Annotated in this window: 10 protein-coding genes; 4 read left to right on the plus strand and 6 right to left on the minus strand. The window is 50.0% G+C overall.

All coding sequences use genetic code 11. The features are described 5' to 3' along the window. Nucleotide 1 precedes the first annotated feature (1 nt). From CBP31_RS08420 to CBP31_RS08440, 5 genes are all read right to left on the minus strand, one after another. Nucleotides 2-3,424: an ATP-binding protein gene (locus CBP31_RS08420; protein WP_087036297.1), complete on the minus strand. Its 3,423-nt coding sequence runs from the start codon at nt 3,422-3,424 to the stop codon at nt 2-4. Continuing rightward, complete coding sequence (locus CBP31_RS08425; protein WP_087036298.1) at nt 3,417-4,022, minus strand: DUF4194 domain-containing protein; 606 nt, start codon at nt 4,020-4,022, stop codon at nt 3,417-3,419. Before CBP31_RS08425 ends, CBP31_RS08420 begins: the two co-directional genes overlap by 8 nt. Nucleotide 4,023: 1 nt before the next feature. Continuing rightward, nucleotides 4,024-5,511 (minus strand): DUF3375 domain-containing protein, encoded by a 1,488-nt coding sequence (locus CBP31_RS08430; RefSeq protein ID WP_087036300.1) that lies wholly within the window; start codon nt 5,509-5,511, stop codon nt 4,024-4,026. Further along, nucleotides 5,508-6,452, minus strand: a complete 945-nt coding sequence (locus CBP31_RS08435) for a WYL domain-containing protein (protein ID WP_087036303.1) — start codon at nt 6,450-6,452, stop codon at nt 5,508-5,510. The genes CBP31_RS08430 and CBP31_RS08435 overlap by 4 nt, the downstream gene beginning before the upstream one ends. 198 nt (nt 6,453-6,650) lie before the next feature. Continuing rightward, the gene (locus tag CBP31_RS08440) at nt 6,651-7,520 is read right to left on the minus strand and encodes a LysR substrate-binding domain-containing protein (RefSeq protein ID WP_087036306.1); all 870 of its coding nucleotides are present in this window, start codon (nt 7,518-7,520) and stop codon (nt 6,651-6,653) included. A 339-nt stretch (nt 7,521-7,859) separates the two neighbouring features. On the opposite strand from CBP31_RS08440, the gene CBP31_RS08445 reads away from it, so the two are divergent. Next, nucleotides 7,860-9,052 (plus strand): IS3 family transposase gene (locus tag CBP31_RS08445; protein WP_087036308.1). Its coding sequence is split into 2 segments (ribosomal slippage): nt 7,860-8,157 and nt 8,157-9,052, totalling 1,194 coding nucleotides; the frame shifts between segments, so codons are not numbered across the junction. Between the two features lie 232 nt (nt 9,053-9,284). After that, nucleotides 9,285-10,130: a bifunctional allantoicase/(S)-ureidoglycine aminohydrolase gene (locus CBP31_RS08450; RefSeq protein WP_087036310.1), complete on the plus strand. Its 846-nt coding sequence runs from the start codon at nt 9,285-9,287 to the stop codon at nt 10,128-10,130. Nucleotides 10,131-11,105: 975 nt separating this feature from the next. Here the strand turns inward: CBP31_RS08450 and yjjG are convergent. Then, nucleotides 11,106-11,780: a pyrimidine 5'-nucleotidase gene (gene yjjG / locus CBP31_RS08455; RefSeq protein WP_087036312.1), complete on the minus strand. Its 675-nt coding sequence runs from the start codon at nt 11,778-11,780 to the stop codon at nt 11,106-11,108. Between the two features lie 233 nt (nt 11,781-12,013). On the opposite strand from yjjG, the gene CBP31_RS08460 reads away from it, so the two are divergent. Together CBP31_RS08460 and CBP31_RS08465 are read left to right on the plus strand one after the other, a co-directional pair. Then, the gene (locus CBP31_RS08460; protein WP_087036314.1) at nt 12,014-12,619 is read left to right on the plus strand and encodes a LysE family translocator; all 606 of its coding nucleotides are present in this window, start codon (nt 12,014-12,016) and stop codon (nt 12,617-12,619) included. A gap of 322 nt (nt 12,620-12,941) precedes the next feature. Then, a complete protein-coding gene (locus CBP31_RS08465) occupies nt 12,942-13,355 on the plus strand; it encodes a hypothetical protein (protein ID WP_227874976.1) in 414 nt (137 codons plus the stop codon). The last annotated feature ends 18 nt before the right edge of the window (nt 13,356-13,373 follow it).

A 13,373-nucleotide genomic window follows, 5' to 3' on the forward strand; every position in this document is an offset into this window, starting at 1 on the left:
GCTAGCTTATCTCCCGGGTCATCTGGTTGTAAGGTTGTAATTGCTGCTGATGCTGATCTAGCTGTTGGCGGTATTCTGCTATGGTCATGTTGAGCACGATAGAGCGATTTTGCTGCTGATCGACGAAGTGCACATGTTGCACATAGTGTTCGATAATATCGAGTTTCTGTAATGGCGTAACCAGCAGCAGTTGCAGACCCAGTTTTTTAAATAACTCTAGGCCAAAACGGGTGCTGTCTTTCGAGCCACGAGCGAAGGCTTCGTCGATAACCACCAAGTTAAAGCGGCGCTGCTGTTGACCTGCTGATGTTTGTTGAGCCTCTTGGCCAACCAATCGGTATTGCAGCAAGATGGCGGCGGCCAGAATGGAGTAGGCGAGCTTTTCTTTTTGGCCACCAGACTTACCCCCAGAATCTGAGTAGCATTCTTTTTCACTATTATCTTCACGAAAGCGTTCAATCACGTTAAATAGCTGCCAATAGCGTACATCTACTACTTTTTTGGTCCATTTTGGATCGTTGCGCATTTGCTCAATCAAGCTTTTAACCTGCTCAAATTTCTGTTCCGAATACAGGTTGTCGTCGGTGGCATATTCCACGCATTGCTTCAGTCGTTGCTTAAATTCGCGGATCTCTACATCCGGTGAGGTCACGCCATCCACTTCGATATAGGTTCCATCTTGATAGTCCAGCTCGTGTAGTGACTGGTTGATGAGGCGAATGCGCGCGGCAATGTCTTCTTCTTGGCGGTCGAGCTGACTGCGAAACAGTGCCATGGCGCGAATGGTGTCTTGGTTGAGCATCTTCTTAAAACGGGCTTCGTGACGCGGCAAGTCTTCTTGTTGCAACTGGCTTAATAACGCCTGATATTCCGCTAATGCGGCCAGGCTTTGATCGAGCTCGGTGACATCATTAGGGAAGGCGTGACCAAACTGGGCCATGGCTGCGATCATCTGGCTTTCTTTGTTGTTACGCTTTTTCTCTAGACTCTGAATTCTGTCATTTAACTTAGTGCGCAGCAGGCTGCCTTGGTTAGCCAGCATGTCGATGCGCAGGTTGTCGTGGGCACCATATTGGCGAAATAAGGCGCTCAAACTCGGGAAGTACTGCTCTTTGGCTGTATCGGATAAGGCGTGCAGCTGAGCTTCATGCTCGGCTAACACTTTGCTGAGCGATTCAATTTCATTGCTGAGTTTACCGCATTCGGTTAATCGCTCATCTCGTTGCTCTTGCAGTGCGACGAGGCTGGTTTTGGCCGCTTGCAGGTTTTTCTGCAGAGTTTGCAATTGGTCTGACGATTGTTCGAGCAGCCGATATTCCTGCTCTAGTTGCTCAATTTGTTGCGCTAATTGCGGCCAGTTAAGTTGTTCGAAGTCGAGATCAAACTCCGCCAGATTTAAAGCTTGGCGGCGTAACTCGTCGAGCTGCTCGCGCTGCTGTTGATGTTGGCTCAGTTGGGTATCTAATGCGGCTATGGCCTGCTGAAGTTGCTGCAATTGGCTGCTTAATAGCTGGATCTTTTGCTTGTTGCTCCAGCCCAGTACATAACGGCTTTGGTCGTTAATGGCGTAGCGGTCGTCTTTTTCATGCCGAGAAGGGCCCGATTTTATTTGACCCTGAGTGGTCAGGCCTTTGTGGCTGCGACGAAAGTCTGCCACATTGGCACAACACTGATAATTAAAGCGCTCGCTCAGCTCTTTATCTAACCAAGCGTAGAGCGGGCTATCGGGTTTAATTTCAACCTTGCTGGGTAGTTGATCTGGCTCGGATTGCACGGGCAAATGAGAGTTAAGCGTTTTGACTCTGTGATAGACCAAGCGTGAACCCAGTTTAGTTTGTTCAATAAAATCACTGACCGACACATACAAATGCTCGGGCACTAACAGGCTGAGCGCAAAGTTATGTAACACGCGCTCTATGGCGCCTTGCCAGACTTGTTCATTCGGCTTGATTTGCAGCAACTCACCAACAAAAGGCAGCTCAGTTTCGGCGATATTTAGCGCAGTGCAGAGTTGTTCGCGGATCCTTAACTGGCGTAGTGGCAGATTGGATTGCCGCTTTTTCAGTGCGGTGAGCTCGTCATTGAGCGCGCCTTGTTGCAACTGCTGCTGATTAATCGTTTGTTTTAGCTCATCTCTTTGTTGTTCTGCTTGATCTTGCTGCTGACCTATCTGCTCCACATGCGCTTTAGCTTGGGCCATATTGGTGACGAAGGTGTCACTCTCTAGCAATTCAGTTAAGCCTAAGGCGCGCACCAACAGTTGGTAGCGGTCGTGATTGCTTTTACGTTGATTGCGCTCTTTGCCGAGGCGTTGGATGTCGGTGGTTAATTGTTGTAATCGGCCGCCGCCTTGGCTGCGCACATCTTCGGTTAACTGTTCAATTTGTAACTGATGTTGGCTTAATTGTTCGCCAAGTTGTTGCCGTTTGAGCAGGGCTTTGTCTTGGTCGAGCCGTTTTTGCTGGAGCCGTTTCTGATACAAGGGCACCGCTAGGCTGGCCATAAACACCTCGCTGAGCTCGCGGCTTTGATTGAAGTGCTCTTTTTCTTGTGCTGCACTTAGCGAGTCATTACCCAGTAGGCTAACCGGTTCCAGTAAACTGACTTTTTGTCGCGCCGCCACTACCGCATCGTGCACCCGTTTTAGGGCATCATAGTTGCTTTCTAGCTCAACGATTTGTTTTTCTATCTCGGGGGCGGTGAGCATATTTTGCCGCACAAAATCCGTTACCGAACCCACCGATTTCATGGAAATCGTTTGGTTAAACAGCTCCAGTGCGCGGCCATCGGCGCCTAAGCCTAGTAGCTTGCTAAAACATTGTCGGTAGGGTGCAAAGCTATCAAAAATCTCGATGCCAGCCTGTTTACGCAAGTTCTTTTTGAGATCGACGATCTTGCTGCCAAAGTTGGCGAAGTGACTGGCCAGCCTTAGTGTAGAGGGTGCCACCACGAAGAAGCGCTCTACTTTACGCTCACCGGGCTTTAACCAAAACACCTGTGCTAGGGTCACATCTTGCGCTAATGCCGTGGAGTGAAACCGTGCCACTAATACGCTGTAATGATCTGAACCGCGCAAACCCACGGCTTTGGCTTTGCCGTAATCATCTTGCTGGGAGGTGTAATAGCCGTGAAAGTAAGACTCAAGAGAGCGCTCTTTATTCTCGGCACCGGCGGCTTTATTAAACGCCAAACTACGGGGTGGCACTAGCAATGTGGTGAGGCCATCGACCAGTGTGGACTTGCCGCTGCCAATGTTGCCGGTGAGTAGGCTGTTATGGCCGGCCAAGTTAAGCTGCCAAATTTTTTGATCGAAAGTGCCCCAATTTAACACTTCAAATTGCTGCAATCGAAAACCCGTTAAGGCACCGATATGCGTATCAACATCGGTATCTGCGCTGGCATGAGTCAGTTGGGTATCAGTCATCTTTTTGCTCCTGCGCTGGCGTTAGTAAGACTGTAAATTCGGCAATTTGTTCGGCATTAACAAAGGCTTTGATGATGCGTTGCACTTCGAAGTCGTCGGGCAGATTGGCGATGCTGCTTAAAAAGCCCATCTCGGCGACTTTTTTGATCAAGGCATCGTATTCGCGTTGTTGTTTTAGCTCGTTGCTGACCTCTGGGCTGTAAGGCTGCAGCCACTGGTAAATTTCTTGGCGGCTTACGATAAGCCGGGGTGCGCTTTCTTCATCGTCGTGCTCGGCCAACCGTTTACGCAGCGCCACTAACAACAGGGTTTGTATAAAAGTCAGGCTGCGCCGAGTGATCAGCCGCGGTAGCTCAGAGTCTTCACTCTCAAACTGCAGTTGCGCTAAAAAAGCATAGCCTTCGCTATTATCCAGCGTTAGCCCTAAGCCAAGATGCTGAAAGTAGTCGCGGATCACTTGTTGGTCGCGCAATAACTGCTCCCACAAGTCGCGATGACGAGATCTATATACCGGGCCTTTCAGTAAGCGGATCAACAAGGTCGACTGGTCGAGTTGGGCTTGTTCAGAAAAAGCATGGCTGGCTAAAATATCTGACATCTCAACGACTCCGAATAAAAGTAATGGTAGGAATATGTAGGGTGCGTGTGAGCCCAGGCTCTGGCTGCCAGCTAATGGCTTGCTCTTGTTGTTCGTCGATATGAGCCGGCAATACTTGCTCGCAGGCGAGCTTAAGATAGGTAAGGAGTTCATCTAGCCCATAGCGCAACGGATGGCGGGCTATCACTTGGGCCAAAGTTGTTTGGCCGCCGTTATCGAGTAAGCATTGGCTGATTTGACGTTGTAGCTGCCACTCATCAATGTGACTGATGGCGAGCAATGGCGTCAGATCAACCTGCTCGCTGGCGTCGCCTAATTCTGGCTGGGAGTTAATGTGCTCACTGCCTTTATCTTGATAAAGCTGGCGGCTAAAAATAGGATTAATGGCCGCTTGGTTGCCCGCTATGCAGGCCAGATCGGCTTTAAGGTCGATGAGCTGTTGGTCACTCTCTTGATGTGAAAGACGTTGATGGGCGAGGGCTTCAAAGTCGTGGATCAGCTCGATAATGCGGCGGTTATCTTGAGATTGCTCCTGAATATAGCGGCGCAGCTGGTCGGTAATTTGTTGGCGAGTACCGTGAACCTTGGCACCGGCCTCCAGCAGATAACTATAAAGGTGACTCAGCAGCGAGTCTTGCTGCACTAATATCCGGCCTTGTTCTTGGCTAAGCAGCTGTTGTAGGTTGTGGCGCATACTATCGCGCAACTGCGGGGTCATGAGTAACTCAAAAAACGCACTAAAGGATTGCCCTTCGTCGGAGTCATCAATTACATCTTGATGGCTAAAGATATGATCCAACACCTCGCCTTTATGGCCACCGCGTAGGCTAATGGTTTTACGGGTTTCTTTGTCTAGGCTGCGAAAGTTGGCTTCTACTTGGCGAAAATCTCCCAGCAGTTGTCGTGACATATTAGCGAGTAGAAATAGCCGCTCGCGCACCTGAGTGTCGGAGAAGCCGCTGTCTTGGCCCAGTTCAACGGCGATAATCTCTTGTTCTAACTCCGCCTTACGCGCTTGCAAGGTGTGCAGTTTGGCTGCGCTGTCTTCGCTGGTGCCTTGTACTAAGTCGCCTATTAGCTCGAGCAGCATCTTCAGCCGCGATTCGGTACCCACAAACTGTCGACCTTGAATTTCTTCTAGCCAGCGCAGTACTTTTTCAACCTCTGGCAACAGGTCACACTCTGGCTCGTCGGTCTGCTGCGGTAAGTATTTACGCAGATAGCCGCCTTTGACGTTAATCCAATCATCAATATAAGCCCGCGCCGACTTGGGAAATTTTTCTTCGCCGTAGCTGTCGGTAATATTAAATAGATGCTGCTCTAGCAAGGCCACCAGCTCTAAATAAGGAATACTGCGGCGATTGGTGGCAATAAAGGCATGATGAAAGAAGCTGGCCAGCAAGGCGAAATGCTGGGAACGCAATAACCGTAACGCTAGGCTGTGCTCTTTAAATTGCTCGAGCTGATCGTAATTTAAGGCGGTGTTCATAGGCTGGCTCCGGGGAATAGGGCCTTATTAGTGATGGCTTCTAGCTGGCGATGATCTGCGAGTGCTAGCGGGTATTGCGCCGGATTGAGTTGATAGTTGGGCGAGCAGTCGACCAGCCATTGTTGCATCACATAACCGAGCAAGGCTTCGCGCACTGCTAGCGTGAGCCGTGCCGTGCCTTTTTCTCTCTCCATGCCGCTCTCTACCTCCATGCCGCTCTCTACCTCCATGCCATAATCGAGCTCGATGGCTTGCGGATACGGCAATTTAGGATGCGCCATTAAGGTGAGCGGCAAAATATGGTGCCAACTGGTGTCTTGTGCCTGTTGCTCGCATTCAGTTACTGCTTGGTCTAGCGGTTGAATGCGAGTAAAGCGGGTGAGTACGAAGTCACGAAAGCTCTGGCTGCGCCGATCGAAGGCGCGCACGTGCCAGCGCCGGCCGTTGTTCACCAAGGTATGCGGCACTAACTCGCGGCTTTGTTGGCCAGAAGACAAAGAAACATAATCACAGCTAATGGCTTGGCGTTGGCTAATGGCCAGCAGCAGCGGTGCTAATAGCCGCTCGGCGGGCATGGTGATGGGCACAGCCGCTACACAAATCCCATTCAGACTCGGGCCCATGGTGAGATCTTGCCAAGCATGCTTGCTGAGTTGGTCGAGCAGCAACTGCGGATCATGGTCGAACAATGGAGCAAAAGCGGCGGTGCGGTAATACAACTTGGTATCGTGGCGCAGTGTTAGGTTGCTAGGAGCCAGTTCTCGATAGAGGGCTAAGTCACGAGTGCCCGATGCCAGGCCGGTTTTAAAGGTGTGCAGCAAGTCGGCGCGCGCCACCTGGCCAAAATAATGCAAACAGCAGTCGATAAAACGCAGCCGCTCACGCTGGGCATGGGGGTAAGCAGTAAGGTCCAGTGTCTGAGATGCAGAAACTTGAGTCATAGCAGGCAGCCAATAATGAACATGACTAAATCATAATGATTTCATCTTAATGGTGCAATCATTATGATTAGATGTGGTCGATTCGGCTCCAACGCTAAAGCGAGATCCTGACCTGCGTCAGGAGGACGGCTTAAATACAGTGCCAACAACAAAACACCGTATCATGTGAACGGCACTGACTTTATTTGGGCACAAGAGTCACTGCCGACAAATCTCATCACAAGCGTTGATCAGCTGCTCGGCGAGAATCTTGCTGTGGGCCGAGAGTTTGTCTTGGGCGTGTAGGGTGAGCTCTAAATCTGGCACCTGCGGCAGGCCGTCTTGCTCGGTTAAAATACGATGTTCAGCCGTGACTAAGCGCCGTGGCAGTAACGAGATACCAAAGCCGGCTTCTACCGCGCAACATACGCCAGACAAACTGGTGCTCACATACGCCAGTCGCCAGCTGCGGCCGAGGCGGTCGAAGGTGTGGGCCATTTCGCTGCGATATAAGCCGCCGATGGGGAAGGTCACCAGCGGAATGGGTTGGCTGTCGAGGTTATTGCTGTGCAGGCTATCAATCCAGCATAAGGGCTCGGGCCAACTCACTAAACCGGGCACGCTGCCTTGGCGCTGCTTCACTAAGGCAAGGTCCATATCACCACGCTGAAATTCTCGCCAAATATCGCTGCATAAGCCGCTTTTTACTTCTAACCGTATGCCAGGATATTCATTAGAGAAGGCGGCGAGGGTGGGCATAATAGCGTGGGTGGCGAAATCTTCGGGTACGCCTAAACGAATTTTTTGTTGCTCGGCGCTGACGCTGGTTTGGGCCACGGCTTCGTTCATCATCTGCAAGATACGCCGTGCATAGCTGAGCACGCGCTCGCCCTCAAGGGTGGGCGTTATGTAGCGACCTTTACGGTGCAATAACTCGCAGCCAAATTGTGCTTCTAGCTTGCGCACCTGTTGGCTGACCGTTGATTGGGTGAGGTGTGTGCTTTCTGCGGCACGGGTAAAACTGCCGGTATCGGCCACGGCAATAAAACTGCGCAGCAAGATCGGATCTAGGGTGATGTTTAAATTCATGGATTCCTCGAAGTGCTGCTATGGATGAAGCGTGAAGGGTGAAGTGAAAAATAAAGCGCCGAGCTTTACAAAGGGCGATGTCTGTCCTTAGCTTTGTAGCAGCCGCTTCTTTTACATAGAGAGTATTCGGCTGGCCAGCTTCTCGCATCCATGCTCCGCGTGGATGTGTGCTGGTCGGTCGACGTTCCGCGGTCGGTTTGTATTTTGCGTGTTCTGACGCCCTTTGCCGCAGAGCGGCCAGATCTGGATTCCCACGCAGAGTATGGGAACGAGAACAATATCGGTGTTATCTTGGAATGGCCCCGAATAAGTAGACACTTCTTCAGAGTGAGGAAGTGTATGCAATACCGAACCAAACGTAAATTTAGTAATGAATTTAAGCGGGAAGCCGTTAAACTCTCTGTTTCATCACCTAAAACATTAGCTGAAATCTCCAGTGAGCTGGGGGTGCATCCGAACGTATTAAGCCGTTGGCGTCGAGAGTGGATAATGGACAAACCAGATTCGAAACAGGATAAGCCCGTTAAAAATGAAGGGCCAGATAAAAGCCTGCGTCAGTTAGAGCAAGAGAATAAGCGTCTTAAGAAAAAGCTAGAGCGCGCTGAACTGGAGCTCGATATCTTAAAAAAGCTGGAAGAGTACGCTACCAAGACACGGCGATAAAATTTGCCTTCATCGACCGGTATCGCAGCATGAGCTGGACGGTACTGGTGATGTGTCGCGTACTCCAGGTATCTCGTGCGGGTTTTTATTGTTGGAAGCAGCGCCAACGAGAGCCTTCGGTTCAGGCGGAGCGTCATCGCAGTCTGCTCGCCTTTTTATTGGCTGAAGCTGAACAGCAACATGGTATTGCGGGTTATCGGAAATTGTGGCGCGAAGCGGTTGACCAAGGCTTTGCTTGTGGTAAGAATCAAGTGCAACGCCTATTACAGAGTGTGGGCTATCGTTCTTGTGTCGCGCCTAAGCCTGGGCATCGTAAACATAAGCCAGGCATCGCTGCGACGCCGAATCTGTTAAACCGGCAGTTTACGGTTGCAGAAGAGAACCGTGTTTGGGTGTCAGATATAACTCAAATACGCTGTGAAGAAGGCTGGCTCTATCTGGCGGTAATAATCGATCTTGCTACCAGACAGATAGTGGGCAAGGCTCAAGGGCCGGTTAATAGTGCTGAATTAGTGATTAAGGCCTTAAAGCAGGCTTGGAAGAAGCAGAAGCCTGATGGCCGTGAGCTGATGTTCCACTCAGACCAGGGCAGCCAATATCATTGTATGGCGACCATGACGTGGTTGAATAAACGTAAAGTGACTATCAGCATGTCTCGCCGGGGAAACTGCTGGGATAATGCGTGTTCAGAAAGCTTTTTTGCTTTACTGAAAAAGGAATGGACCCGCCGTTTAGGGCTGTTAACTCGTAAAGAGATGGCAGAAGAAATACACTTCTACATCACGCAGTATTACCACAAAGTAAGACAACACACTGCGCTGGGAGGATTAACCCCCAACGCATATGCGCAGCAACTTAATGCGGCTTAAACTGGTGTCTACTTTAGTCGGGCCATTCCATCTCGTCCTCTTCACTCTTTACCCATAACTCTTCACTCACTAGCCGGTCAGTGGCTTATCCACTAGTGGCCATTAAATTATTTAATTTATAAATCAAACAACTTTGTTCTACAATAGCCAAGTTCACAATTTAGACAGCCATGCCGTTTAGCGTGGCTTTTGTTGGCATTAAGCCGACTTTCTCGTATTAAAGGACAGTATCATGGCCCGTAATACCTATTATGCTCCTAAGGGTGGCTTGCCACCTCAGACTCAGCTGATCCACGATCGCGCTATCTTTACCGAAGCCTATGTCGTTATTCCTAAAGGTGTAATGAGCGACATCGTGACTAGCTTCCTGCCTTTCTGGGATGAAACTCGTCTGTGGGTTATCGCACGTCCGTTAAGCGGCTTCGCTGAGACTTTCTCACACTACATCATGGAAGTTTCTCCAAAAGGTGGTAGTGACAAGCCTGAACTGGACAAGGGCGCCGAAGGCGTATTGTTCGTTGTTGAAGGCGAAATGACCCTGACTCTGGAAGGTAAAGAGCACCAGATGGACTTAGGCGGTTACGCTTTCCTGCCAGCCGGTGCTAACTGGAGTGTGCGCAACAACAGCGACGCGCCAGTACGTTTCCATTGGGTACGTAAAGCATACCAATTTGTTGATGGTATCGATGCTCCAGAAGCTTTCGTTACTAACGAAAATGACATTGCGCCTACAGCAATGCCAAACACTAACGATGCATGGGCAACCACTCGCTTCACAGATCCAACCGATCTGCGTCACGACATGCATGTAAACATCGTTACGTTCCAGCCAGGCGGCGTTATTCCATTCGACGAAACTCACGTTATGGAGCACGGTCTGTATGTATTGGAAGGTAAAGCTGTTTACCACCTGAACCAAGACTGGGTTGAAGTAGAAGCCGGCGACTACATGTGGTTGCGCGCATTCTGCCCACAAGCTTGCTACGCTTCAGGCCCAACTCGCTTCCGTTACTTGCTGTACAAAGACGTTAACCGCCACATGCTGTTAGATTCTTCTACTGCTTACCGCGGTCGTTAGATTGTAAGTAAGTTGCAGCGCTTAAGCAGCAATAAGTAATGTAAAAGGGCAGCCTACGGGCTGCCCTTTTTAATGCGTGTGAGGCGTGAATAGTGAGGCGAGAGGAGAAATGACAGCGCCGAGCGGCAAGCACTGCTCTATGCGGTTTTACATCGGGCCCGACCCGGTATCTTGTACTTCTTTGGCTCTAAAACTTAAAGCGAGATCCTGACGTGCGTCAGGAAGACGGCAAAAAATAAACAACAATGCCCTGGTAGCCGCCAATTTATTCGGCGGGCCAGCGTGGCTGGATATTAATTTCTAAAGTAAAAGCCCAAAGTCCTCTTCATCGGCCCCCTACAAAGTAATAGAGCAAGAGCGAGATCCTGACGTGCGTCAGGAAGACGGCAAAAAATAAACATCAATGCCCTGGTAGCCGCCAATTTATTCGGCGGGCCAGCGTAGCTGGATGTCAATTTCTAAAGCAAAAGGCCGACGTCCTCTTCACCAAAGAGCCGGATCCCTACAAAGTAATAGAGCAAGAGCGAGATCCTGACGTGCGTCAGGAAGACTGCAAAAAATAAACATCAATGCCTTGTAGCCGCCAATTTATTCGGCGGGCCAGCGTAGCTGGATGTTAATTTCTAAAGCAAAAGGCCGACGCCCTCTTTGCCAAAGAGCCGGATCCCTACAAAGTAATAGAGCAAGTGCGAGATCCTGACTTTCGTCAGGAAGACGGCTTAAAGAGTTTCGCCTACGGCAAAATGCGAGAGCAAGCGAATACCGCTCCTTCGTTGTTTTGGTGCGGGAAGCCGAGCGCTGGGCGCTTACTTCACGCTCAACATTCAAGAATGGATTGCCGCGTCGCTACGCTCCTCGCAAAGACGAGCAAGTGTGCTCTTATCCGTCTTTGCGAACGCAGTGAAGCAATCCATTCTTAGCTTTAAGCTTTTTGACCTTATTCACTGATTTGGCCCATCCCCTTGACCCCTCACATCACCCCAGCAACAACTTATGTAATTGCTGTAGTGAGCTGACTTCATAGTGGGGGCGTATGCCCTCAGGTGTGGCGCGGCCGGTGCTGTTGAGCCAGCAGGTGTCTATGCCGGCGTTGAGTCCACCTAAAATATCCGAATGCGGGTTATCGCCCACCATCAAGATTTGCTCTTTGGGCGGGTGGCCCATGAGCTCGAAGGCATGTTCAAAAATGCCGGCGGCGGGCTTGGCGATGCCCACTTGTTCAGACACCACTAGCGTATCGAAGGCTTGTTGCCAGCCGGCTTTGGCAAGACGAGTGTGCTGCATGGCGCTAAAGCCGTTGGTAATAATCCCCAATTTGGCTTTGCCTTGCAGTGCTGAAATCAGCTCAGGCGCGCCCGAAAGTGGTGGCGATACTTGGGCCATGGCCACTAAATAATCACGGTTTAAGATCTCAGTAGCAACACCTAATCGCTCGGACCAAGCTTGAAAACGAGTGTGCTGCAGTTGCGCTGCACTAATGGCGCCGTCTTGATAATCCACCCACAGCGGCGCACTTAAGGTGTGGTACTGACGATAGTCTTCGGCGGTGAAATTTACGCCAAAAGTAGCGAACATCAGCTTTAAGCCGGCAAAAGCATCGAAATGGAATAATGTTTCGTCCGCGTCAAATAAAATCCAAGAATAACGCATGGGGATAGCTCCAAGTAATGGGCGGTATTTTTGCCACATGTTGGCAGAAAAGAATAAGTGTAGATGCTGGGGCCGAGCAAAAGCCAGACTAAATCAATCTAAACCGAGGTTTCTGCTGTCAACTCTTAATGTTAGCGGCACTTTACTTTAAAATAAGTATTTTATAGTGAGCACTTTACAGTAAACCCTGACTATTAACTCGGTGACGAGTCACGCCATCATGAGACACATTTATGGAATTTTCTAGCTGGTTGGCCTTAGTGGCCATTTGCGTGGTGGGCGCTATGAGCCCTGGCCCAAGCTTAGCTGTGGTGATGCGCAATACCATAAGAGGGGGCCGAAGCCACGGTGTACTGACCGCCATTGGCCATGGCGCGGGTGTAGGGTTATATGCATTACTTACCGCACTCGGCTTGGCGCTGATTATTGCCAACAATCCGCTGCTGTTTAATGTGATCCGCTACGGTGGTGCCGCATTTTTAGCGTGGCTAGGCGTGAAAGCCTTGTTGGCCAAGCCTCAGAGTGCAGCCGCCGCAGAGACGAATGAAATTGCCGGTCGCCAAGGTGCCTTTGAGGGCTTTATGGTGGCGTTCTTAAATCCGCAGCTGGCCATTTTTTTCGTGGCGCTGTTTAGCCAGTTTGTACATGCAGATACCGACTGGCAGCAAAGCATGATCATGATGCTGACCGCCGGTGGCATAGACGGTGCTTGGTATGTGTTGGTGGCGTTAATTTTATCGCGCGGGCCGGTATTGGCTTGGTTAAATGCGAAGTCGGTGTGGCTGGATAGGCTTAGCGGCGTAGTGCTATTAGGGCTGGCTGCCAAGGTGGTGCTCTAATCGTGGTAAGCTGAAAGCCGGAAGAATGGGCGTTAAAAACTGCGCTAAAAAAGCCGATTTTTTGCGATTAGGATTAGCTCAATCGCGGTAGGTCGGTTGTGCGCTAGATCAAGTTTTGTTAGGATAATCAGGCAAATTAATGCGATTTGCCTGATTTAACCGACAAGATCTAAGCAATAACTTAAAAGTAACAAAACAGCTTACGTGCAATAAAAAAGCTTAAACAGAGCTTATTACAACGCAATAAAATTATAACAACTATACAAGAAAGCCCATTTAGGGCCGTTCGTTTCTCATCATTATTATCCACCGGACCTAGCCGTTGAACCCTACACCTTTGCTTACGCTGACAGATAGATGGCACGACTTAGCGTCGTTGTCACAAATCGGTGTGGATGGCGTAGGTGTGGTCAGTTTGGTGATGATGTTAGAAGTGATCAGTGAATGGTTATTATCCTGGACCGGTTTGTCTGGTGATGTGTTTGAATATCAAGCCCAGCTCAGTGACTTACTGCCCGTAGAAACCATCAAATCTATTATTCTTACTAGCTTGCTCGTTTTTGTGCCCTTATTACTGCAGTGGTTATTGCTGCTGTTGTACTTGCTGCTGCAAACGCTGCATTGGCCGCGCTTAACCTCCGTTAAGGCTAATTTTGACTCTCCACTCCCGCAATACTGTGTACTGCGCACCGCTCACGGTTGCCGCGCTCCCCCTTTGGCCCGCTCTGGGTTCTAACACTCTTTAGGCTCAAAT

Source organism: Oceanisphaera profunda, assembly GCF_002157895.1.
GTDB lineage: Bacteria > Pseudomonadota > Gammaproteobacteria > Enterobacterales > Aeromonadaceae > Oceanimonas > Oceanimonas profunda.